Source organism: Sphingomonas colocasiae (genome assembly GCF_019880585.1).
GTDB lineage: Bacteria > Pseudomonadota > Alphaproteobacteria > Sphingomonadales > Sphingomonadaceae > Sphingobium_A > Sphingobium_A colocasiae.
The window spans coordinates 257062-280334 of record NZ_JAINVV010000004.1 but is presented as its reverse complement, the minus strand read 5'-3'; the positions used below and the strand labels follow the sequence as shown (position 1 = coordinate 280334).

The following is a 23273-nucleotide window of genomic DNA, read 5'->3' as shown; positions in this document are numbered from 1 at the left end:
CACGTCATTCCAGCGAAAGCCGGAATCCATACGATGCCGGTGCGTCGAACCGGACTCGGCATGGACCCCAGCTTTCGCTGGGGTGACGCGGGTGTCAGGGTTGATGGGGGCTGGTTGAACCCCGCCCCAGACCGTTAACCCCACCCACCCCATCCGGCCTTCCCTGCCCGGCTTTCCTGTTCTAGCTTCGCGCGCTCACAATATGGGCCGCGCCTTCATGCATCTTCGCAACCTCCTTCCCGCCCTGCTGCTTTGCACGCTCGCCGCCTGCGATCCGCAGACCGCCAGCGAGAACAAGGGCGCGCCGCAGGTGGCCCCCGTGCTCACCACCGACGAGGCGAAGGACGTCCACAGCTATGCCAGGCCGCAGGAAGCGCGCGTCACCCATGTCTCGCTCGACCTGACCGCCGATTTCGACGCGAAGGTGATGGCGGGGACCGCGACGCTCGACCTGCAGACCCGCGACGGCGCCAAGGAAGTGGTGCTCGACAGCCGCAACCTCGCGGTCAAGCAGGTCACCGACGCGGAGGGGCGGCAATTGCCCTTCGCCTTCGGCAAGGGGGACGCGATCCTGGGCCAGCCGCTGACCGTGCAGCTTGGCGGCGCGAAGCAGATCGTGATCCACTATGCCTCCGCCCCCGGCGCGCCCGCGCTGCAATGGCTCTCGGCGGACCAGACGGCAGGCAAGAAATCCCCCTATCTGTTCAGCCAGGGCGAAGCGATCCTCAACCGGAGCTGGATCCCGACGCAGGACAGCCCCGGCATCCGCCAGAGCTGGGACGCGAGCATCACCGTGCCGGAGGAGCTGGTGGCGGTGATGAGCGGCGACCGGCTGACGCCCGAGGGCGAGAACAGCGACGGCGGCCGCACCTTCCGCTTCAAGATGGACAAGCCGGTCGCCCCCTATCTGATCGCGATCGCGGTCGGCGATCTCGCCTTCAAGGAAATCGGCCCGCGCACCGGCGTCTGGACCGAACCCGCCATGCTCGAACGCAGCGCCAGCGAATTCGCCGATCTGGAGAAGATGGTGAGCGCGGCGGAGGGGCTGTACGGCCCCTATCGCTGGGGCCGCTACGACCTGCTCGTACTGCCGCCCAGCTTCCCGTTCGGCGGCATGGAGAACCCCACGCTCACCTTCGTCACGCCCACGGTGATCGCGGGCGACCGCTCGCTCGTCAGCCTGATCGCGCACGAACTGGCGCATAGCTGGTCGGGCAATCTCGTCACCAACGCCACCTGGAACGATTTCTGGCTCAACGAAGGCTTCACCGTCTATTTCGAGAACCGGATCATGGAGGCGATGTACGGCGCCGATCGCGCGGCGATGCTCGCCGATCTGGGCTGGGGCGACATGGAGGCCGCCTTCAAGCAGGCGGGCGGCAAGGACGCGCCCGACAGCCGCCTGCACCTGGACCTTGCCGGGCGCGATCCCGACGACGGCATGACCGACGTGGCCTATGAAAAGGGCGCGGTGTTCCTGCGCACGATCGAGCATGTGGTGGGCCGCGAACGCTGGGACGCCTATCTGAAAAGCTATTTCGACCGGCTGGCCTTCAAGCCGCAGACCAGCGCCGGGCTGATCGGCGACATGCGCGCCAATCTGTTCAAGGATGGCGAGGAGGAGAAGATCGGCGTCGAACGCTGGGTGTACCAGGCCGGCCTGCCCGACGATGCCGTCCATGTCCGCTCAACCGCCTTCGCCGCCGTCGATCGCGCGGCGGCGAGCTTCGCGGCGAGCGGAAACGCGGCGGCGGTGGACCGCACGGGCTGGACCACCCAGCATTACCAGCGTTTCCTGGCCCGCCTGCCGCGCACGCTGCCGGCCGACAGGCTCGCCACGCTCGACAGCGCCTGGGGGCTTTCGGACAGCGGCAACAGCGAGATCCGCTTCGCCTGGCTGATGCTCGCGATCGGCAACCGCTACGATCCCGCGCTCGCCTCGGCGGACCGTTTCCTCACCTCCATGGGACGGCGCAAGTTCGTGGCCCCGCTGTTCGAGGCGCTCAACGCCCAGGCCGAATGGGGCGGCCCCGCCGCGCGCGCCATCTATCTGAAGGCACGCCCGGGCTATCATTCGGTCACGCGCGGCACGGTGGACAAGACGCTGGGGATTTGAGGGGGAGGAGGGAAGCTAGCCCTCCCACTCGCGTCACCCCAGCGCAGGCTGGGGTCTGCCAACCAGTTTGCACTTCATCCTGTAGGAGATCCCAGCCTGCGCTGGGATGACGCGCGGGGTTGGCATTTGAAGGAAAGGTAACGAACCCGCGCCCCCGGGGTCAGACCGAAGGCACCGCCGGCGCGGAGCGCCATTCCTCGCGGAAGCTGCCGTCTTCCTCCTGCACCATCACGCGCGCCTGATAGCCGGTGGTGACGGCCTTTCCGGCGGTGTCGATCGCGTCGCGGATCGCGGCGGATTGCGTCGCATAGGGCCCGTAATTCTTGCCGGCCAGATTGATCCGCCAGACGGCGCCATCGCGGATCACCGTGTAATGCGCCATCTGCATGAACTTATCCTTCCATTCTGGCCAGCAGATCCGCCGCGAACTGACTCAGCGTATCATCGCGGGCACCCATCACGACGATCCGGTCGCCCGGTTTCGCCAAGATGGTCAGTCGTTCGCCACATGCAACACGATCGGGAAGATATTCGGCATGGCGCCCGCCCGCGCTGACGCCGGCGACGATCTCCGCCGCGCCCACGCTGCGATCGGTGGTGCCGCCATAATAGACGGGATCGGGCATGATCAGCACATCGTCCACGCCAAGCTGATCGACGAAACCAGCAACCAGTTCGTTGCGCATCGTGCGCAGCGGGCCGAAGCCGTGCGGCTGGAACATCACCAGCAGCCGGCCGGGAAAGGCATGGAGCGTGGCGAGCGTCGCCGCGATCTTGTCCGGATTATGCGCGAAATCGTCGATCACGGTCACGCCGCCCGCATGGCCGACCACCTCCATCCGGCGGCGCAGCCCCTCGAACCCGGCCAGCGCCTCGGCGGCGGCGGCCAGCGGCACGCCGCACGCGCGCGCCGCGCCGATCGCGGCCAGCGCGTTGGAGACATTGTGGCGCCCCGGCACGCGCAGCCGCACATCGGCGCGCCCGCCATCGGATCGCTCGACCACGGTGAAGGCGACGCCGTCGGGCGCCTCCACCAGCGATTCGGCGCGCAGATAGGCGCTGCCGCGATCGATGCCATAGGTCAGCGCCACGCCTTCGGGCAGGATCGCCGCCAGCTTCGCCACTTCCTCGTTGTCCGCGTTGATCACCGCGCAATCGGCGCGGCCGATGAAGCCGCCGAACAGCGTGCGCAGCTCCTCGATCGACTTGTGATCGAGCGAGACATTGTTGAGCACCGCGATATCGGGATCGTAGAGCGCGATCGAACCGTCGCTCTCGTCCACCTCGCTCACGAACGCCTCACCCGTGCCGATCAGCGCGCTGGCGAAGGGGGTTTCCGGGCCGATGAAATTCTTCATCACCGCGCCGTTCATCACCGTCGGCGCGCGCCCGGTGGCGCTCAATATCCAGCCGATCATGCCGGTGACGGTGGATTTGCCGCTGGTGCCCGCGACGCCGATGCTGGTGCGCGAGGCGTTGAACAATTCGGCGAGCAGGTCCGCGCGGCGCATCTCGGGCGCGCCGATCGCGCGCGCCTTCACCACATCGGCGATCTCGTCCTCCACCGCGGCGGAGGTGACGAGGATCTGCTCCGCGTTCCGGATGCCGCTGCCGTCCTGCGGATAGAGCATGATGCCCTGCGCCTTCAGGAAATCGAACTTGGCGGCGGTGCGCCCCTGGTCCAGCGAACGATCGGATCCCTTCACCCTGGCGCCGCGCGCCTTGACGATGCAGGCGAGCGGCAACATGCCGCTGCCCCCGATTCCGCAGAAGAAATAGCTTTTGGCCCGAGTCATGGGCGCGCGCTATTGACGCTTTTATTGGGTTGGGCAAGCGCATGGGGATGAAGGCGATGAAAACCAGGATCGGCGTCGTCGCGCCGAGCTGCCCGATCGACGACGCGGTGGCCGAAGGCGTCACCGCGCGCGCGCGGGCCTTGTACGGCGAAGCGGTGGAGCTGGTCTTCCATCCGCAATGCTTTCTGAGCGCGGGCCATTTCGCGGGCGAGGACCATGTGCGCGAGGCCGCGCTTGTCGAGGCGGCGAACGATCCGGGGCTCGACGCGATCTGGTTCGCGCGCGGCGGCTATGGCGCCTGCCGCGTCGCCGCGGGCGCGATCGCCCGGCTGGGGGCAGCGGCGCGGCGGAAAACCTATCTCGGCTATAGCGACGCGGGCACCCTGCTCGGCGGGCTTTACGGCCGGGGCATCGGCACCGTCGCGCACGGCCCCATGCCCGTCGACATCCGCCGCGACGGCGGCGAGGCGGCGGTGGACCGGGCGCTGCGATGGCTGGTCGAACGCGACCCCGCGTCGCTGGAACCCGGACTGGACGGCGAGCGCCCGGCGGCAGCGTTCAACATGACGATCCTGAGCATGCTGATCGGCACGCCGTTGCAGCCCAATCTGTCAGGCCATGTCCTGCTGCTGGAGGATGTCGGCGAATATCATTACCGGATCGACCGGACATTGTGCCACATCACCAGCAATCCCGGCATCCAGGCGGTGGCGGGCATCCGCTTCGGCCGGGTCAGCGACATCACCCCCAACGACCGCGCCTTCGGCCATGAGGCGGATGAGATCGCGGCGCACTGGTGCCGCGTCTCGGGAATCCGCCATCTCGGCGCCGCCGATATCGGGCATGACGCCGCGAACCGCGTGGTACCCTTCGGATGATCGCCGCGCTGGCGTTCCTTGCGACGAACCGTTAGGGGCTGGCCGCTTATGGACGTCACCGATCTCCGCATCGCGCTGTTCAGCGGTAACTATAATTATGTCCGCGACGGCGCCAACCAGGCGCTCAACCGGCTCGTGGGCTATCTCCTCCGCCAGGGGGCGTCGGTGCGCGTCTATTCGCCGGTGGTGAAGGAACCCGCCTTTCCGCCGACGGGCGATCTGGTGGGCGTGCCCGCCATCGCCATTCCCGGCCGCGCCGAATATCGCGCGCCGGTGATGATCCCGCCGAGCATCAAGCGCGACATCAAGCGTTTCGCGCCCAATATCTTCCATGTCTCCAGCCCGGAAATCCTGGGCCACCGCGCCGTCAGCCTCGCCCGGCGCTGGGACAAGCCGGTGATCGCGTCGGTCCATACCCGCTTCGAAACCTATTTCCGCTATTACGGCCTCGCCTTTCTGGAACCGCTGGCGCTGGCGGCGATGCGGCGCTTCTACCAGCGCTGCGACGCGATCTTCGCGCCCTCCGAATCGATGGCGCAGCTCCTGCGCGAACAGCGGATGAGCTATGATGTCGGCATCTGGACGCGCGGCATCGATCAGGAGATCTTCCGGCCCGACCGGCGCGACCTGGCATGGCGGCGCGGGCTGGGCATCGCCGATGACGAGGTGGCGATCGGCTTTGTCGGCCGGCTGGTGATGGAAAAGGGGCTGGACGTCTATTCGGACGCGATCGACCAGCTCGTCCGGCGCGGCGTGAAGCATCGCGTGCTGATCGTCGGCGAAGGGCCGGCGGGCGACTGGTTCCGCAACCGGCTGCCCCAGGCGGTGTTCGCGGGTTTCCAGGCCGGCCCCGATCTCGGCCGCGCGGTCGCCTCGATGGACATGCTGTTCAACCCCTCCGTCACCGAGACGTTCGGCAACGTCACGCTCGAAGCCATGGCCTCCGGCCTGCCGGTGGTCGCCGCCAAGGCGACGGGCAGCGACAGCCTGGTCGCGCACGGCGTGAGCGGACGCCTCGTCCGCCCCGGCGCGATCGTCGGCTTCGCCGACGCGCTCCAGCATTATTGCGAGAATGGCGACGCCCGCGCGGCGGCGGGTGAAGCGGGACGCAAGGCGGCGGACCGCTATGGCTGGGACGCGGTCAACCAGGAACTGGTCGACGGCTATCTGCGCATCATCCGCCAGCGCCAGGCCGGCAGCCGCGCGCCACGCCAGAGCCCGCTGCCCTACACGGATTGAGATCGGCCGGGCTGGCGCTCATGCCAGCACCCCGTTCGGGCATCCGCGATCGAGCAAGCCCCCGCGCGCCTATCAACACCCGTTCGGGCATCCGCAGCCGAGCAAGCCCGCGCCCCTACCAACACCCGTTCGGGCATCCACGATCGAGCAAGCCCCCGCACGCCTATCAACACCCGTTCGGGCTGAGCCTGTCGAAGCCCTGCCTTTCCTTTGCACCGGAAGGAGAAGGACAGGGCTTCGACAGGCTCAGCCCGAACGGTGTGGGTAATTGGCGCCATGCCGGCACGATCCGAGTGCGCGGGGGTTAGCCCGGCCCGAACGGCGTGGGTAATTGGCGCCACGCCGGCACGATCCGAGCGCGCGGGGTTAGCCCGGCCCGAACGGTGTGCGCATTTGGCGCCGTCCCGACACCATCCCCGCATGGGCGGGGATGACATAGCGTATGTTCACCCCACCGCCTGCCAATCGAACGCCAACGGCGCCTCGCGAAAGGCGAAGCGGTCGAGGTGGCGGGCGACCGCGCCTTTCAGTCCGTCGAGCTGCTCGGCGGAAGTCGCTTCGATGCGCACCTCGAGCGTTTCCGCCCGTGCATCCATCGTCACCAGCCCGTCACCGGGATGATCGGCGCCGCGCGCGTCCCTGGGGAACACCACGGTGCCGTGCTCGGGGGTGAAGGCGACCTCCAGATTATGCTGCCAATGCTTGCACAATTGCTGGAGGTAACGGCTACCCGATCGGGTCGGCACGCTGGCCGTCGCCGCGAAGCCGCTCATTTCAGCCGCTCGATCTTCTGCGCCGCCTCGTCGATCACCTGGACGATCGCGTGCAGCCTGTCCTCGTCGACATCGCCCTCGCTCATCCGGTTGACCAGCACCTGGCGAAGATTGCCCATCGCGCGGCGGATCGATCCGCCCTCGGTGCGGGCGCGATGCTCGCCCAGCGCGTCGAGCCGGGCGAACAGCCCGTCGATCTCGTCGGTCCGCTCGGCCAGATGCGCCTCGCCCGCCGGGGTGACGGCGAACAGCTTCTTGGCGCCTTCGGACTGTTGCTCGCCGATCAGCCCCATATCGTCGAGCAGGGTGAGCGTGGGATAGATCACGCCGGGGCTGGGCGCATAGGCGCCGCCCGTCCGCTCCTCGATCGCGCGGATCAGGTCATAGCCGTGGCGCGGCTGGTCGGCGATCAGCCGCAGCAGCACCAGGCGCAGCTCGCCGCCGTCGAACACGCGGCGCCGGCCGCGACGGCCCTCGCCGTCCTCGCCCATGCCGTGATGGCCGCGGCGGGAATGATGGCCGCCCGTCCAGGCGCCATAGCCCATTCCAAAACGCATTTCCGTCATTCCTTATCTGTTACGTGATAGCTTAAGATATATCTTGATTCGATCTTTTTACAAGCCCCCCTCACACGGGAATGACATCGCGGCCCGCGCTGCCTATCTAGGGCGCCCCATGGCCGACCTTTTCGCGACCGACGATTCCGAGAAACCGCTGGATGCCAACGCGCCGCTGGCCGATCGCCTGCGCCCGCGTACGCTGGACGAGGTGGTGGGCCAGGACCATCTGACCGGGCCGGAAGGCGCGATCGGGCGGCAGGTGGCGGCGGGCAAGCTTTCCTCGCTGATCCTCTGGGGGCCGCCGGGCACGGGCAAGACCACCACCGCACGGCTGCTCGCCGATGCGGTGGGGCTGCGCTTCCTCTCGATCTCGGCGGTGTTCTCGGGCGTGGCGGACCTGAAAAAGGCCTTTGCCGAGGCGCGCGACCATGCCCGGCTGGGCCAGCGCACCCTGTTGTTCGTCGACGAGATCCACCGCTTCAATCGCGCGCAGCAGGATGGTTTCCTGCCCTATGTGGAGGACGGCACCGTCACCCTGGTGGGCGCCACCACCGAAAATCCCAGTTTCGAGCTCAACGCCGCCTTGCTCAGCCGCGCGCAGGTGCTGATCCTCAACCGGCTGGACGCGAACGCGCTGGAAACCCTGCTCGCCCGCGCCGAGGCGCTGGAGGGGCGGCCGCTGCCGCTCGATCCCGACGCGCGCGCCGCGCTGATCGCGAGCGCCGATGGCGACGGGCGCTTCCTGCTCAACCAGGCGGAGACGCTGTTTTCGGTGACGCTGCCCGCCCCGCTCGATCCGGCAGGCCTGTCCGCGCTGCTCCACCGCCGCGTCGCGGTGTACGACAAGGATCGCGAGGGGCACTACAATCTCATCTCCGCGCTGCACAAGGCGATGCGCGGATCGGATCCGCAGGCGTCGCTCTATTATCTGGCGCGGATGCTGACGGCGGGCGAGGAACCGCTCTATGTGCTGCGCCGGATCGTGCGCTTCGCCAGCGAGGATATCGGGCTGGCCGATCCGCAGGCGCTGGTCCAGTGCCTGGCCGCGAAGGACACCTACGAATTCCTGGGCTCGCCGGAGGGCGAGCTGGCGATCGTCCAGGCCTGTCTCTATTGCGCGACCGCGCCCAAATCCAACGCCGCCTACAAGGCGCAGAAGGCGGCATGGCGCAGCGCGAAGGAGACCGGATCGCTGATGCCGCCCAGGAACATCCTGAACGCCCCGACCAAGCTGATGAAGCAGATCGGCTATGGCAAGGATTATGGCTATGACCATGATACCGACGAGGGTTTTTCCGGCGACAATTACTGGCCGGAGGAGATGCGGCCGGAAACCTATTACACGCCCGTCGAACGCGGATTCGAAAAGCGGATCGCGGAGCGGCTGGCCTATTGGGGGGAATTGCGTGAGAAGAAGCAGCGCTAGGTTCGCGGCGATACTGGCGCTGGCGGCGGCGGCCCCATCCGCCGCGCAGCTTCAGGAACCGCCCAAAAGCTACGACCGCGCGATCGCGGCGGGCTACAAGGCGCTCACCCTGTGCAGCGCCATGTTCAACGCCGGGCGCACCCAGGCGCAGGCCGAGGCGCTGGAACTGACCGGCACCTATCCGCAATATGACGCGATCCTGCAGACGCTGACCGCGCAGGTGGTGAAGGACCGCGACGATCGGGTGGCGATCGTCAGCGTTCCCTATGATCCGGCGATGCCGCCGCGCGCCGCCACCTGGGCGGTCGATCGCGGCTGCACCATCACCCCGATCGGCGCGACGCCCACCCTGCCGGACGATGCGCCGCCGGCATCGACGCGCACCGCCGCCGACGCGAAACCCTGGCCCGCCGGAGAGGCGCAGGCGACGGGCAGGCTCGCGGGCGACGCGAAGGCGCTGGGCGCGGCGATGGAGCGCGTCTTCGCCGAAGGCTTCGGCAAGGGCACGCGCACCACCGGCGCGATCGTCGTCCAGAACGGGCGGATCGTCTTCGAGAAATATCGCGACGGCTTCGGCCCCCATGTCTCCCAGCGCACTTGGTCGGTCGCCAAGAGCGTGACGGGCACGATCGTCGGCCTGGGCGTGGGCAAGGGGCTGCTGGCGCCCGAGCAGAAGGGGGGGATCCCCGAATGGCGCGACGCGGGCGATCCGCGCGGCAATATCTCGATCGACCAGCTTCTGCGCATGGCGAGCGGGCTGCACAGCGAAACCGCGGGCAACCGCACCGACGCGCTCTATTTCGGCGGCACCAGCGTGACGCAGGAAGTGACGGCCTGGCCGGTCGAGGCGATGCCGGGCACGCGCTTCCGCTACGCCAATAACGATATCGTGCTCGCGATCCGCGCGTTGCGCGCGCGCATCGGCGACGACGCGGCCTATGGCCGGTTTCCGCGAACCGAGCTGTTCGACCGGATCGGCATGACCCGCACGATCGCGGAGACCGACTTTCAGGGCAATTTCGTGCTGTCCAGCCAGGTCTGGTCCACCGCGCGCGATCTGGCGCGTTTCGGCCTGCTCTATCTGAACGGCGGCATGTGGAACGGCGAGCGCGTGCTGCCCGAAGGCTGGGTGAAATACGTCACCACCCCGTCCGGCCCGCAGCCGGAGGGGCCGTTCGGCTATGGCGCGACCTTCTGGCTGCTCAACCGCTCGCCCGGCGTGCCGGCGGACAGTTTCGCCGCCTTCGGCAATCGCGGCCAATATGTCGTGATCGTGCCCAGCCGCAACGTCGTGCTGGTGCGGCGCGGCGAGGATCCGGCGGGCGCCCCCTTCGACGTCGCCACATTCACCGCCGAGATATTGGCGACGCTCAAATGAGCCTCGACTGGGACGGCGTCGTCGCGTTCGCGCTGTCGCTGCCCGGCACGGAGCTTTCGACGAGCTATGGCAAGCCCGCGGTCAAGACCAATGGCCGCGCCTTCGTGGCGCCGGGGCGCGAGGCGGGGTCCTTCTGCCTGATGATCGATCTCGACACCGTCGAGATGCTCATGGAAACCGATCCCGACACCTATTGGCAGACGCCGCATTATGCGGGCTGGCCCGCCATCCTCGTCCGCTACGACAGCGCCGATCCCGAACGCGTGCGCGCGATGATCACGCAAGCGCATGGCTGGAACGCCGCGCGGCCGAAACCCCGGCCGCGCAGGAAGCCATGAGCTTCGCCGGGGATCAGGCGGCCGCCGTCGCGCCGGCGCCGCCCGCCCCCGATCGGTTCACCGGCTTCGCCGCGATCGACTGGTCCGGCGCGGTGGGCATGCGCCAGCCCGGCATCGCCATCGCCTTTTGCGAGGTGGGGAACGACGCGCCCCGGCGCGTCCGCCCCGGCCATGTCTGGTCGCGCGGCGAGGTGCTGGACTGGATCGCGGGCGAGATGCCGGCGGGCACGCTGGTCGGCCTCGATCTCGGCCCGTCGCTGCCCTTCGCCGATCGCGGCGCCTTCTTTCCCGGATGGGACGAAAGCCCCGCCGACGCGCGCGGCCTGTGGGCGCTGGTCGATCGCATCTGCGCGGGCGACGCGCATCTTTCCGCCACCAGCTTCGTCGATCATCCGCAGGCCGCGCGCCATTTCCGCCGCCATGGAAATCGGCCGGGAGACCTGTTCGGCGCCGGGCGCGGGCGGCTGCGCGTGACGGAGGAGGCGCAGCGCGAACAGGGGCTCAATCCCTATAGCAACCTCAATCTGGTGGGCGCGGCGCAGGTCGGCAAATCCAGCCTGACGGGCATGCGCGTGCTCCACCGGCTGGGCGGCGCGGTGCCCGTCTGGCCCTTCGATCCCGATCCGGGCGCGGGATCGCTGCTCGTCGAGATCTATACCAGCCTGGCGGCGATCGCGGCGGGCCGCGCGCGCGGGCGCACCAAGATGCGGACGGTGGAGGCGCTCAACGCCGCGCTCGCCGCCCCCGCCATCGCCAGCCGCCCCCATCCCGGCGAAGGGCCGATCGACGATCATGGCAGCGACGCGATCCTGACCGCCGCCTGGCTCCGCCGCGCCGCGCCCACCCCCACGCCCTGGCGCCCCGCCACGCTCGATCGCCACCTCGCGCAAACCGAGGGCTGGACCTTCGGCGTCGTCTGACGCATGGGGGAATCAGCGCCGGCTTAGCTCAGTTGGTAGAGCACCTGATTTGTAATCAGGGGGCCACGGGTTCGAATCCTGTAGCCGGCACCACCCCCGTTCGCGCGCTTTCGGACCATGCGGGATCCCGTTCGCCCCGCCGGCGATCATCCCTGCCCCACCGATCCGGCAATGCGCCATCCATGGATGACCGCGCCGCGCGATCGGATGCCCTCTCGCCGATCCGGCGCCTTCGCAAGTTGACATTTTCTGTACATTTCGACAAATTTCGACCGTCACCACAATCCATTGCGAGAACACGCCATCTCGACGATCCTGGCCTCGTCTTCCCCGGGTACGGTCAAGGCGCCCAACCACGCCTGTCTCGACCCCGATCAGCGCGGCGCGCTGCGGCGGATGATCAACCTGTCGGAACAATTGCCGGACGACTGGTCGGGCATGATGCCGCGCACCTCGCTGCAGGAGGATTTCGGCGCGCTGCGTTTCCAGCTCGCCTATATGGCCTATGCGCTGGCGATCACCCATGTCCATCGCCTGCCCGCGGCGCCCGGCCTGTTCCGCGCGCCGATGGCGGCCCTTGTCGAGAAGCTGCGCTCTCCCGACGTCTGGACCTACTGGCATTATGTGAGCAGCGGCAACAGCGCCAACAATCGCAGCCTGGGCGTCCTGACCCCGGAATGGAATCCGATCGTCAAGGACAACATCATGTACAGCGCCTATCTTCAGGTCGCGGCGCTGCTCCATCATCATCTGTTCGACGATGCGCGCTTCGCCGCGCCGGGCGCGCTCACCCTGACGCTGCGCCCCCTGTTCTGGAGCGACGGCCCCAAGAGCTTCGTCTATGACGAACGCTCGCTCAACGCGCACATCTATTGGCAGATGGTCCAGAACGGCTATCTCGGCGTCGCCTGCGAACCCAATTGCATCTTCCAGATCTGCAACCAGGTGCCGATCCACGGCTTTCGCCTGCACGACCTGGTCCATGGCGGCAACCTGGCCGACGAAGTGACCGAGGGATATCGCCGCGCCTGGGCAGATTTCGGGCTGGTCGACAGCGCCGGCCATTTCAGCGTCATGGCGCTCGAAAAGGAACGGACGCTGATCCCCGACGTCGCGCCCTGGTCCGACTTCTGGGCGGGCGCGCTGATGAACGCCTGGAACCCGGAGATCGTCCGCGCCAACTATCCGGCCCAGAAGGCGCGCTGGGTTCTCGACGGGCCGGGCGGCACGGCCTGGGTCGATCAGGCGCCGGGCGCGTTCACGGATGCCGGGCTCACCTGCTCCTATGATTTCGGCTGGGCGGCGGTCTGCGCGTCCGAACTCGGCGATCTCGAAACGCGCGATCGATTGCTCGCCTATGCCGATTCGCGCCTCCACCGCACATGGGAACGCGGAGGGCTGTTCCATCGCCGGCACGACACCGTCCATGACGCGGACGGGCTGCTGAGCGGAATGGATCCGCATACCGGCAATGTGCTGCTCGGCTATGCGCGGCTCAACGTCACCGACGGGCTGCGATCGCTTTACGAAGGCGCCTGGACGCCCGATCGCAAGGCGACGCCGGCGATCCTGGACATCGACGGCGCCGTGGATTTCGCGAGCGCCTGGTACGATGCGGCCGACCGGGCCCTGCGCTGGACGGTCTCGCCGGTCGAGGGGCGCGTGGGCACGGCATCGTTCAGCATCGGCCGCCTGCCCGCCGGCGCAAGCGGCTGGACGCTGCGTATCGACGGCGAGGATATCGCGCCGTCACGCGACGGGCGGGTACGTGTCGAGGCCGGCGGAACGGACATCCGCGTCGCGCTGGACCTGCGCGCCGAAACGGACCTTCAGATCCGCTGGCATTGATGCCGATCTATTTCGCCTCGACCAGTCGCTTGAGTTCGGCCGCATAACGTTCCGGCCGGGTGACCGGCGGCAGCATCTTCGACACCCGCCCCTGCCGGTCGATCAGATAGACCAGCCCGGTGTGCGAGACGAGATAGTCGTCGCCGCGGCGCTCGATCGCATAGCGTGCGCGGAACGCCTTCACCGCGGCGTCGATCTCCGCCTTGCTGCCGGTCAGCCCGACCGTCTCGGGCGCGAAGGCGGAGACGTAGCGCTTGAGCAGCGCCATGGTGTCGCGCTCGCGATCGACGCTGATGAACAGGATGCGCACGTCGCGGCGGCTCGGCCCCATCTGCGCCAGCCCGCGATCGAGCGCGGCGAGCGTCGTCGGGCAGATATCGGGACAATAGGCGAAGCCGAACACCACGACCTGCACCTTGCCCAGATAGGTGCGATCGGTGACGGCCCCGCCCCGTGTCGACATCAGGCGATAGGGGTGGCCGACCTCGTTCGTCGCCGCGGGCGTCGCTGGCGGCGCGGCCGCCGCCACGCCCAGCATGATGCCGAGCGCGGCGAGCAGCCTGAAGGGGCCGGCCCAACCCATCAGAAGTTCGCTCGCACCGACGCGTAGAAGCGGCGGCCGAGCACGTCATAGGTGACCGGATCGGTGGTGCCGAACCCGGTCCAGGTCGGGATGCCGCGATCGAACAGATTGTCGACACCCAGCGACAGCCGGTAATCGTCGCCGATCTTCCAGCCGATATTGAGGTCGGTATAATCGACCGCCTTGACGCCGGGCGCGGTGCTTCCGGTCAGTCGAGAGGCATCGCGCATGCCGTCGATATAGCGCCAGCGCACCGACAGATCGAACGGGCCATTGGCATATTGCACGGTCAGCGTCCCCTTCCATTCGGGTTTGGAGATGCCGAAGGGATCGATCTGAGCGTCGCCGATCGTGCCGGCATAGTCCAGCGTCGCGGCGCCGGGCAGCGACTGGATCTTGAAGGAATCGAGATAGTTGACGACGGCGTTGACCCGCACGCTTCCGGCATTCGCGCCCAGCCCGATCGCGTCGAGATCCACGCCCCAGTCGAGCTGCACGTCGACGCCCGAGGTCTTGTAGGTGGCGAGGTTCAGCGTCGGGATGCTGATCTGCACGGGAACACCGGTGCCCGGATCGCGCAGGATGAGCTGGCAATAGAAATTGCTCGCCTCGAAATTCGGATTGTCGCCGCCCGCGTTGAAGCATTTGGCGAGCGAGATATTGCCCGGAACCGTGCCCACCGCATCCTTGATCCGGATGCTGTAATAATCGACCGACAGCGACAGCCGCGACAGCAGCGGGCTGGAGGCGCGCGACGCCCAGACCGCGCCCACCGAGAATGTGTCCGCCGTCTCCTCCTTCAGGTCCGGATTGGGCAGGCTGCGCGAGACGGCGACGGGATAGTTGTAATTATAGGTGTCGACCGCGGCGAGCGGCATGCCCGTGGCGATGCAGAGCGCGCGAACCCGCGTCGCATCCGCGCCGGTGCGGTAACGGCCGCTGAGCGAGCAGGGATCGCCCTGCCCGTTGCGCGGATCGCCGATGCCGGTGAAGCCGCCCGATTCCGCCTTGAACAGCTCGCCGACGCTGGGCGCCCGCACCGCGCGGTTATAGCCGCCGCGCAGGCGGAACCCCGCGCCGATCCGCCAGTCGAGATCGGCCTTGTAGGTCCAGACGCTGCCGACCGTGTCGTATTTCGAGTAGCGCGCGCCAAGGCCCAGGTTCAGCTCCTCGATAAAGGGCGTGTCCTTGAGCAGCGGCACGAGCAGCTCGCCATAGATTTCGGTGACGTCGGTCGAACCCGACGCCGGCGGAGAACCGAGATTGCCGACGAAATCCGAGGTCGGCGGATTGCGCGGGCCCTGCGGCGATGTGGTCTGGCTGCGCTGGAACAGCGCGTCGGGACGGTAATCATAGCTGTTGCGGCGATAGTCGCCGCCCAGCGCGAAGCGCAGCGTGCCCGCCGGCAGCTCGAACAGACCGCCCTGCACCGTCCCCTCGACGATATCCTGCTTGATGCTGGTATGGTTCGTCGCCGTGCGGCGGATGAAATCCAGGCAATCCTGCGGCTGGGTCGAACCGCTGAAGATATTATATCCGCTGCACTGCGCCGGATTGGCCAGCAGCGACTGGATGGCGCTCAGGCTGGCGCCCTCCACCTGATCGGTGGCGCGTGTCTTGCTGCTCGATCCGTAGAATTCCCACGTCATGTCCGTGCCGGGGATCTTGCCCTGCAATCCGGCCAGGAACTGGCGCACGACATAATCGGTGCGCCCTTCGCGCCTGCCGATCGTCTGGTCGGTGAAGCCCTTGTAGATGCTGAACGCCTGATCCGGATTGGGCCGGGTGATCATCAACGCGTAGAGATCGGGCGCCGCCGCCTGGACGCGCGCCTTTTCGGCGGCGGTCGCGAACGGCACGAACACGCCGAAGGTCTGGCCGGTGAACACCGGATCGAGCCCCGAGCGGACATTGTTCTCCGCATAGAGGATCTGCGCATAGGCGGTGATGTTGCTCGACAGGTCGTATTCGACCCGCCCGAAGGCATTGTAGCGCTTCAGTTCCGATTGCAGCGTGCGGCTCTGCGAATAGTTGACGTTGAGCAGGCCCGAGCGGTCGAACGCGGTATCGGGCGTGATCGCCCCGCGGTAATTGGCGAAGCCATAAGAAGAGCCGAGCAGCCCGAGATTAAAGATACTGTAGAGCGAGCCATCCTCGTTGAGGCCGAGCAGACCGGAAACCGTGCCGATCTGCGCCGGGTTCGCCAGCGGCGTGCCATAGGACGCGAAGCGCCCCGCCAGCGCGGCAAGATTGTACGGATTGCCCGCGTCATTGGCGTAATAGGTCGTCGGCGGAATGAAATTGCCGTTGGACTGGCGAAAGAAGTCGCGGCTGACCGCACGGACGAGGTCGCGGTCGTGAAAGCCCAGGCTGAACAGCACGCGTCCGCGATCCTCCGCGAATTTCGCGCCCCATGACGCGGTGATGTCGCGCGTGCCGGCATCGCCCATCTCGGTGATGCCCGTCTTGGCGTCGAGCTGAAGCCCCTCCAGATCGCGGCGCAGCTTGAAGTTGAGCACGCCCGAGACCGCGTCCGATCCATAGGTGGCGGATGCGCCGCCGGTGATCACCTCGATGCTGCCGATCAGCGTTTCCGGCACGGTCGACAGGTCGATCGTGCCGTCGGGATTGGAGGGCGCGAGCCGGCGGCCGTCGAGCAGAACCAGCGTGCGCTGCGGCCCGAGGCCACGGATATTAGCGGTCACCTGCCCCTGGCCCGCACCACCCTGCGTCGCGCCGCCCGAGGTGGCGCCGCGCGACGGCGTGAATTGCGGAAGCTGGCCGAGCACCGAATCCAGCGTGGAGCCGCCGGTCTTGGCGAGCGCGTCGCCGCGCACCGACACGATCGGGCTGGCCGAGGAATAATCGGGGCGCGAGATGCGCGATCCCGTCACCACAATATCCTGCGGCGCGGCCTCCGCCGCATCCTGGCCGCCGGGCAGCGCTTCGCCCGCCACGTCCTGCGCATTTGCCCGCGTCGCCATGCCCGTCAAAAGGACAGCCGCCGACACCCCGGCGAGCAGCGCCCGCCGGCCAAAGATCGTCTTCATATTTCCTCTCCCTGTTTGCTTTGCTTGAAGGTGCGGGCGCCCCGCCCGACTAATGGATCCTCACTTGTCCTCGGCGATGACGAAGCTGGCCTCGCGCGGCAGCGGCTGCGCGAAGGTGGCGATGCCGTCCGCCACGCTGACCGAGACCGACGATCCGGGCGCGGCCACGGCCTTGCCCGGCGCGATCGTCGCGATCGGGCGGCCGTCCATCCACACGCCATAGGTCTTGCGCGGATCGAGCTTCGCGACGCTCCACCGGATCGGCGCACCGCCGTCGCGACCGGGCTTCAGCGTGGCGACCAGCGCCTTCGCCTTCTCGTCATACACCGCGCGCTCGACCAGCGCGTCGGGATAGGCGATGCCGGTCAGATAGGGCTGTTCGAAATGCGCGGCGTCGAAGGGCCGGTTGAACAGATTGTAGAGCCCGTCCTTGCCGTTCATCCGGGCGAGGCCGATCAGGCCGTTGCCGGTGAGCGGCTGGACGCGGCGCCAGACGTTCGCGCCGTCATCGGCGCGGCGGAACAGATCCTGGCGCGGATAGAAAAGCGCGCCGTCCACCCAGCGCGGAGACCAGTAGCGATCGGCATAGGCCAGCATGCGATCGCGCGTCGCGGTATCGCCCACCTCGCCCGCCAGCAGCGCGAAGAAGCCGTGATCGTGGCTGTAGCTGCGGTTCTCGCCTTCCGATCGCGTCGTCGTCGTCCCGTCGGCCAGGTCGACCAGCAGGTTCGTCCGCTGCGTCGGATAGGCCTGCTCCACCTCGGGCTTGTACCAGGCGTGCATGAAGGATCCGGACCATCCGTCCGCCCAGGCCGTCGGCCGCTGGATCACCTTGTCCTGCTTGATCAGGTACATCATCATGAAGGACGACGTCTTGGGATCGAGATAGTCGAGCGCGTCGAACTGTTCCTTGAACGCCTTGGAGATGCGCCTGAAATAATCGGTGCCGTTGGCGCGGTCGTAGAGCGCGAAGCCGAGCAGCGGATGCTGGTTGCATTCGGGGAAGATGGCGTTGGGCTCGCACTCGATCCCCTTCCAGCCATTGTCCTCGAACTGGCTGGCCAGCACCTGCGCCAGCTTGTGCGTGTCGTATTTGAAATCCTGCCGGCCAAGCCCGCGCCCGAACGGATCATAGACGAAGGTGACGGCGTCGGGCTTGCTGTAGCGCGCGTCGCCGTAGAGCATCTCGTGCGTGGTCACCATCTGGAACAGGTGGCCGCTGTACATGATGTTCTGATCCTTGACCGGATCGATCCAGCCATCGCCCAGCACGGTCAGGCTGGGGTCGAACGCCTTGGACCCACGGCTCGTCAGCTCCCAGAATCCCCAGACGTCGAACAGCAGCATCTTGTGGATCAGCCGCGCGTCGGTCTCGCGATAAAGGTCGCGATAGGCGGGCGTGAAGCGGTGATGCGCCAGCGACAAGGTGTAGCTCATCATCGCGAGCTGATAGCGATAGGCGTCGAAGCCGCCCTGCCCCGGCTCGGACGATCCCATGCCGGACCAGTCGCTGTCCGGCTGTTCGGCAAGCGTCACGATCGCGCGGATATGGCCCATCTGCTTGTCGTCGAGCCGGGGATAGCTGGCGGGATCGACGGGCGGCGCGGCGATCGCGCCGCTGAAGGCGGCGCTCGCGAGCAGGGCGGCGGCAAGGGACTTGGCAAGGCGGCGCATCATCGCGGTTTCCTTTGCTTGGAACTGGATTTCATCAGCGTGGCGAGCGCGCGGGCGATGTCGGCCTCGCGCGACGCGGACGGCCCGTCGAAGCGCGCATATTCGCGGCCACGGGCGTCGAACAGGATCGTGGTGGGCAGCGCCCGCATGCCGAGCGCCGCGGTCGCCGCGTTGGGCGCCGCGACATAGAGGGGCAGACCGCTGACCCCGGCCCTGGCATAGCCGCGCACCGCCGCGACCGGCCCGCCGCGATCGACCGAGATCGGCACCACCGCGAACCCCGGCGAGCGGAACCGTTCCGCCAGCCGCTCGATGTCGCGCAGCCCCGGCAGGCACGGCGCGCACCAGCTTGCCCAGATATCGACCAGCAGCACCTTGCCCCTGAAACCGGCAAGGTCGAGCGGCTGGCCGGCGCCGGTCTCCAGCCGCAGCGACGGCAGCGCCGCCTGCGCCCGCGCCGGCCCGGGCAGCAGCACGAATGCCATTGCCAGCATGGCCGCCAGGGGGGCGGCCATTCTCACGCCGGGGTGGCTCCACGATTGGTCACGATGGTCTGGGCATTGGTATATTCGGCAAGCCCGTCCAGCGCGTTCTCGATGCCGATGCCCGACTGTTTATGGCCGCCAAAGGCGACATGGGGGGAGAAGCTGTGGATCTCGTTGATCCAGACGGTGCCCGCCTCGATCCGCCGCGCGATTCCCTGCGCGGCATCGATGTCGCGCGACCAGACCGAGGCGGCCAGCCCGTAATCGGTGTCGTTCGCCCGCGCGATCACATCGTCCAGGTCGCTGTAGCGCAGCAGCGGCAGCACCGGGCCGAACGCCTCCTCGCGCACGACGCGCGAATCCTCGGGCGGGTTGTCGACGATCGCGATCGGCACGAAGAAGCCCGGCCCTTCCGAAACCGCGCCGCCCGCCAGGAAACGCAGCCCCTGGGCATTGGCGTCGGCCAGCAGATCCTTCAGCTTCTCGAACTGCATGCGGTTCTGGATCGGGCCAAGGTCGGTGCCCTGCTCCGCCCCGTCGCCCACCTTCACCGTCGCCGCATAATCGACGAGCGCGCCCGCGAACCGGTCGTAGATGCTGTCATGGACATAGACGCGCTTGGCGGCGACGCAGAACTGCGCGCTGTTCTGGAACGACGCCCAGAAGAGTTCGCGCGCCGTCGCTTCCACATCCACATCGGGCAGCACGATCGCGGGATCGTTGCCGCCAAGCTCCAGCGTGATGCGCTTCAGATTGCCCGACGCGGATTCCATCACCTTGCGCCCGGTCGCAGTCGATCCGGTGAAGCTGATCTTGCGCACGTCGGGATGGCCGGTCAGCCACGCACCGAGATCGTTGCCGCCCGAAATGACGTTGACCACGCCGGGCGGCAGCACCCCGCGCAGCAGCTCGCCCAGCTTCAGCGTGCACAGCGGCGTGAAGGGCGAGGGCTTCACCACCACGGTGTTGCCCGCGACCAGCGCGGGCGCGATCTTCCAGATCGCCAGCAGCACGGGGAAGTTCCAGGGGGTAATCGCGCCGACCACGCCCAGCGGCACGCGCCGCGTTTCGACGCGGCGGTCGCCGCTGTCCTCCGCGACATGGACGGGCAGGTCCTGCTTGGCGATCTCGCGGCACCAGATCACCGATCCGCCGATCTCCCACTCGGCGCCCGCGCGCGCCTTGCCCTGTTCGCGGGTGAGCAGCCGCATGAAATCCTCGGCATGCGCCTCGATCGCGTCGCCGATGCGCGACACCGCCGCCTGGCGCTCCGCGACGGGCAGCGCGGACCATGCGGGGAACGCGCGGCGCGCGGCGGCGACGGCGGCGTCGAGCTGCGCGCGGCCGGCCTGCGGCACCTGTGCGATCACCTCCTCCGTCGCCGGATTGAACGCTTCGAAACTGCCCTCGCCGGGCGCGTCGGCGCCGTCGATCGTCATGCGGTAGTCGGCGTGGAAATCGATCATTGGCTCATCCTTTCGGGTTGCAGGGCGCGGCGCAGGATCTTGCCGGTGCTCGTCTTCGGCAGATCGTCGACGAACGCGAAAAGCCGCGGGACCTTGTAGGGCGCGAGATGCGCGCGGCAGTGGCGGTCGAGCGCGGCCGCATCCGCCGCATGGTCCGGCCGCAGCACGACGAAGGCCTTGGCCAGCTCGCCCTTCTCCGCATCGGCGACCGCCGCGACCGCGACCATCGCGACCGAGGGGTGTGCGGCGATCACCTGTTCGAGTTCGGCGGGGTAGATATTGTAGCCGCCGGTGATGATCAGGTCCTTGCGGCGATCGACGATGCGCAGATAACCGTCGGCATCGCGCACCGCGATGTCCCCCGTCGCCAGCCAGCCATCGCCGTCGATCGCCTCGGCGGTCGCCGCGTCGTTGCGCCAATAGCCGCGCGTCACCAGCGGGCCGCGCACGCACAATTCGCCCGCCTCGTCCGCCGCTGCGTCGCGCCCGCGATCCGACAGGTCGGCCACGCGCGTCTCGACGCCGGGAAAAGCCAGGCCGATCGATCCGTGCCGCGCCGGCCAATAGGGCGAATGCGAGATCGCGGGGCCGGCCACCTCGGTCATGCCCCACAATTCGCAGATCGGGCATCCGAACCGCGCGACCACCTCGTCGAGCTTGGCGGTCGGCATGGTCTGCCCGCCGACCGTGCAGCGGCTGAGCGACGAGAAATCGGCGGCCGCCAGATCGGGATGCGCGAGCATCTGATAGAACATGGTCGGCACGCCCTCGAACACTGTCGGCCGCTCGGCGCTGATCGCGGCCAGCGCGAGGCCGGCGTCGAAACGCGGCATGGCGAGGATGCGCATGCCGGCCAGGAAGGCCGCGTTCATCACGACATTGCCGTAGACATGCGGAAAGGGCAGCGCGGTCAGCACCGTCTCCCCGCGCGCGCGGACATGGATGGTGGCAGTGAGCGCAGTGCTGGCGAAGACGTTGCGGTGCGTCAGCATCGCCCCCTTGGGCCGGCCGGTCGTGCCGGATGTGTAGCCGATGGTGAACAGATCGTCGGGAGAGACCGCGACCGGCGCGAGCGGCGCGCCCTCCAGCATCCGCGCGAAATCGCAATCCGCTCCACCCGTGGCGACGATGCGGGGCGTCGATCCCGCCAGCGCGCTCGCGATCGGGGCCTGGCGGTCCGCCGGCAGGATCACCGCCGCCGCCACGGAATCGGTCGCGAGAAAGCCGACCTCGGCCGGCGTCAGCAGGATGTTCGCCGGCACCACGACCGCGCCCAGCCGGGCGATCGCGTGATAGGCGACGATCCATCGCCAGCCATTGGGCAGGTGGAGGACCACGCGATCCCCCCGCCCGACGCCCGCCGCCGCGAGGCCGCCCGCGAACCGGGCCGCCCTGCGGTCGATCTCGGCGAAGCCCAGCACCGCATCCTCGCCCAGCAACTGAAAGGCGGGCATGTCGCCGAAGCGCTTCGCCGCGCCCGCCGCAAGATCGCTGATCCGCCCGTCGAGCATCACACCCTCCTCACCTCAGCGCCCGGGCCGCAGCACGGCCTTCAGCACCTCGCCGCGCTCGGATGCATGGGCGGCCGCCTCGATCTCCGAGAGCGGATAGAAGGTGATGAGCCGGTCGAACGGGAAACGCCCCTGCCGCCACAGCGCGACGAGCTGGGGAATGAAGATGTCGGGAATGCTGTCGCCCTCGATGATGCCACGAACCGTCCGCCCGAAGAGCAGGCCGTTCATGTCGAGCGCGATCTCCGTCCCCAGCGGCGCGACGCCGATGATCCCGCACACGCCGGTCAGACGAAGGCAGTCGACCGCCTGCCGCACCACGGCGGGCAGGCCCGTGCATTCGAGTGAATATTGAACACCCTCGCCGGTGATCGCGCGGATCGCCTCCACCGCGTCACCGGCCGCGTTCACGACATGGGTCGCGCCCAGTTCGCGCGCCAGTTCGAGCCGCGCGTCGTTCAGGTCGACCGCGATGATCGTCGCGCAGCCCGCGACCCTGGCGGCCATCACCGCCGCGAGCCCCACGGAACCGGCGCCGAAGATCGCGATGCTCGATCCCGCGCCCGGCTTCAGCGCGTTGATCACCGCGCCAGCCCCGGTCTGAATGCCGCAGCCCAGCGGCCCCATGATCTCCAGCGGAACGTCGCGATCGATCGGCACGACGTTGCGCTCGGTCGCCAGCGCGAACTCGCCGAACGAGGATTGCGCGAAGAAATAGCCGCTCAGCCGCGCGCCGTGCGCGTCGCAACAGGGCGAGGATCCATCGGGCCGCGCGCCCGAGAAATTGCGCCCGTAGAGATCGGGGCAATAGCCGTTGAGGCCCTGAAGGCAGTTGGCGCACTGCCCGCAGCTCGCATAGCTCAGCACGACATGGTCGCCCACCGCCACCTTGGTGACGCCGTCGCCCACCGCTTCGACGATGCCCGAGCCTTCATGGCCGAGCACCGCCGGCAGCGGGGTCGGGAAATACTGGTCGCGCACCACGAGATCGGTGTGGCACATGCCGACGCCGGCGATGCGGACAAGCACCTCGCCCGCGCGCGGCGCATCGAGCGTCACGTCCTCGATCACGAACGGCCCTGATTTTTCGCGTACGACCGCGGCCTTCATCTGCGCTTCACCCTCACCTGCCGCCGCCCGCACCGGGACGGCCCGTCGCCCGCGCCGCGTTCCCGGCGCCTGACCGACGATCTCTCATGATGATTCGATTTCGTCAATATGGATTCTTTTTG

The 23273-nt window shown here is 68.1% G+C and carries 19 protein-coding genes and 1 tRNA gene; 9 read left to right on the top strand and 11 right to left on the bottom strand.

All coding sequences use genetic code 11. From position 1 onward, the window contains the following. Positions 1-217 precede the first annotated feature (217 nt). Positions 218-2116: a M1 family metallopeptidase gene (locus K7G82_RS07760; protein ID WP_222989283.1), complete on the top strand. Its 1899-nt coding sequence runs from the start codon at positions 218-220 to the stop codon at positions 2114-2116. Positions 2117-2276: 160 nt separating this feature from the next. On the opposite strand, the gene K7G82_RS07755 is transcribed toward K7G82_RS07760, so the two are convergent. After that, positions 2277-2504, bottom strand: coding sequence for a DUF2188 domain-containing protein (locus K7G82_RS07755; protein ID WP_222989282.1), 228 nt, complete (start codon positions 2502-2504; stop codon positions 2277-2279). Positions 2505-2508: 4 nt separating this feature from the next. Then, positions 2509-3912, bottom strand: coding sequence for a Mur ligase family protein (locus K7G82_RS07750; protein ID WP_222989281.1), 1404 nt, complete (start codon positions 3910-3912; stop codon positions 2509-2511). Between the two features lie 56 nt (positions 3913-3968). Between K7G82_RS07750 and K7G82_RS07745 the strand changes: the two genes are divergently transcribed. Together K7G82_RS07745 and K7G82_RS07740 are read left to right on the top strand one after the other, a co-directional pair. Further along, positions 3969-4790 carry an LD-carboxypeptidase gene (locus K7G82_RS07745; protein WP_222989280.1) on the top strand — a complete coding sequence of 274 codons (822 nt, stop codon included), beginning with the start codon at positions 3969-3971 and terminating at the stop codon, positions 4788-4790. Between the two features lie 48 nt (positions 4791-4838). Next, entirely contained in the window at positions 4839-6029 is a 1191-nt protein-coding gene (locus K7G82_RS07740) for a glycosyltransferase family 4 protein (RefSeq protein ID WP_222989279.1), read from the top strand. A 446-nt stretch (positions 6030-6475) separates the two neighbouring features. Here the strand turns inward: K7G82_RS07740 and K7G82_RS07735 are convergent, their stop codons facing one another. Continuing rightward, a complete protein-coding gene (locus tag K7G82_RS07735; protein ID WP_222989278.1) occupies positions 6476-6802 on the bottom strand; it encodes a DUF2218 domain-containing protein in 327 nt (108 codons plus the stop codon). Further along, on the bottom strand, positions 6799-7359 hold the full coding sequence (locus tag K7G82_RS07730) for a PadR family transcriptional regulator (protein ID WP_222989277.1): 561 nt from the start codon (positions 7357-7359) through the stop codon (positions 6799-6801). The genes K7G82_RS07735 and K7G82_RS07730 overlap by 4 nt, the downstream gene beginning before the upstream one ends. 118 nt (positions 7360-7477) lie before the next feature. Here K7G82_RS07730 and K7G82_RS07725 point away from each other — a divergent pair, with 118 nt between their 5' ends. From K7G82_RS07725 to K7G82_RS07700, 6 genes are all read left to right on the top strand, one after another. Beyond that, positions 7478-8788 (top strand): replication-associated recombination protein A, encoded by a 1311-nt coding sequence (locus tag K7G82_RS07725; RefSeq protein WP_222989276.1) that lies wholly within the window; start codon positions 7478-7480, stop codon positions 8786-8788. After that, positions 8769-10166, top strand: a complete 1398-nt coding sequence (locus K7G82_RS07720) for a serine hydrolase domain-containing protein (RefSeq protein WP_222989275.1) — start codon at positions 8769-8771, stop codon at positions 10164-10166. Before K7G82_RS07725 ends, K7G82_RS07720 begins: the two co-directional genes overlap by 20 nt. Further along, the gene (locus K7G82_RS07715; protein ID WP_222989274.1) at positions 10163-10504 is read left to right on the top strand and encodes an MmcQ/YjbR family DNA-binding protein; all 342 of its coding nucleotides are present in this window, start codon (positions 10163-10165) and stop codon (positions 10502-10504) included. The genes K7G82_RS07720 and K7G82_RS07715 overlap by 4 nt, the downstream gene beginning before the upstream one ends. Beyond that, positions 10501-11424 carry a hypothetical protein gene (locus K7G82_RS07710; RefSeq protein ID WP_222989273.1) on the top strand — a complete coding sequence of 308 codons (924 nt, stop codon included), beginning with the start codon at positions 10501-10503 and terminating at the stop codon, positions 11422-11424. Before K7G82_RS07715 ends, K7G82_RS07710 begins: the two co-directional genes overlap by 4 nt. Positions 11425-11441: 17 nt before the next feature. Beyond that, a tRNA-Thr gene (locus tag K7G82_RS07705) sits at positions 11442-11517 on the top strand. 195 nt (positions 11518-11712) lie between these two features. Beyond that, positions 11713-13272: a linalool dehydratase/isomerase domain-containing protein gene (locus tag K7G82_RS07700; protein WP_222989272.1), complete on the top strand. Its 1560-nt coding sequence runs from the start codon at positions 11713-11715 to the stop codon at positions 13270-13272. A 7-nt stretch (positions 13273-13279) separates the two neighbouring features. Here K7G82_RS07700 and K7G82_RS07695 read toward each other — a convergent pair whose 3' ends face one another. From K7G82_RS07695 to K7G82_RS07665, 7 genes are read right to left on the bottom strand one after another with little or no spacing between them, the layout of a single operon-like run. Then, positions 13280-13855: an SCO family protein gene (locus K7G82_RS07695; protein WP_222989271.1), complete on the bottom strand. Its 576-nt coding sequence runs from the start codon at positions 13853-13855 to the stop codon at positions 13280-13282. Beyond that, positions 13855-16905: a TonB-dependent receptor domain-containing protein gene (locus tag K7G82_RS07690; protein ID WP_222989270.1), complete on the bottom strand. Its 3051-nt coding sequence runs from the start codon at positions 16903-16905 to the stop codon at positions 13855-13857. The genes K7G82_RS07695 and K7G82_RS07690 overlap by 1 nt, the downstream gene beginning before the upstream one ends. Before the next feature lie 60 nt (positions 16906-16965). Further along, positions 16966-18582, bottom strand: coding sequence for a linalool dehydratase/isomerase domain-containing protein (locus K7G82_RS07685; RefSeq protein ID WP_222989269.1), 1617 nt, complete (start codon positions 18580-18582; stop codon positions 16966-16968). Then, positions 18579-19094, bottom strand: a complete 516-nt coding sequence (locus K7G82_RS07680; RefSeq protein WP_222989268.1) for a TlpA family protein disulfide reductase — start codon at positions 19092-19094, stop codon at positions 18579-18581. Before K7G82_RS07680 ends, K7G82_RS07685 begins: the two co-directional genes overlap by 4 nt. Before the next feature lie 2 nt (positions 19095-19096). Continuing rightward, entirely contained in the window at positions 19097-20530 is a 1434-nt protein-coding gene (locus K7G82_RS07675; RefSeq protein WP_222989267.1) for an aldehyde dehydrogenase family protein, read from the bottom strand. Then, positions 20527-22041 (bottom strand): AMP-binding protein, encoded by a 1515-nt coding sequence (locus K7G82_RS07670; RefSeq protein ID WP_222989266.1) that lies wholly within the window; start codon positions 22039-22041, stop codon positions 20527-20529. Before K7G82_RS07670 ends, K7G82_RS07675 begins: the two co-directional genes overlap by 4 nt. Positions 22042-22056: 15 nt before the next feature. Beyond that, positions 22057-23151: an NAD(P)-dependent alcohol dehydrogenase gene (locus tag K7G82_RS07665; RefSeq protein ID WP_222989265.1), complete on the bottom strand. Its 1095-nt coding sequence runs from the start codon at positions 23149-23151 to the stop codon at positions 22057-22059. Between the last annotated feature and the right edge of the window lie 122 nt (positions 23152-23273).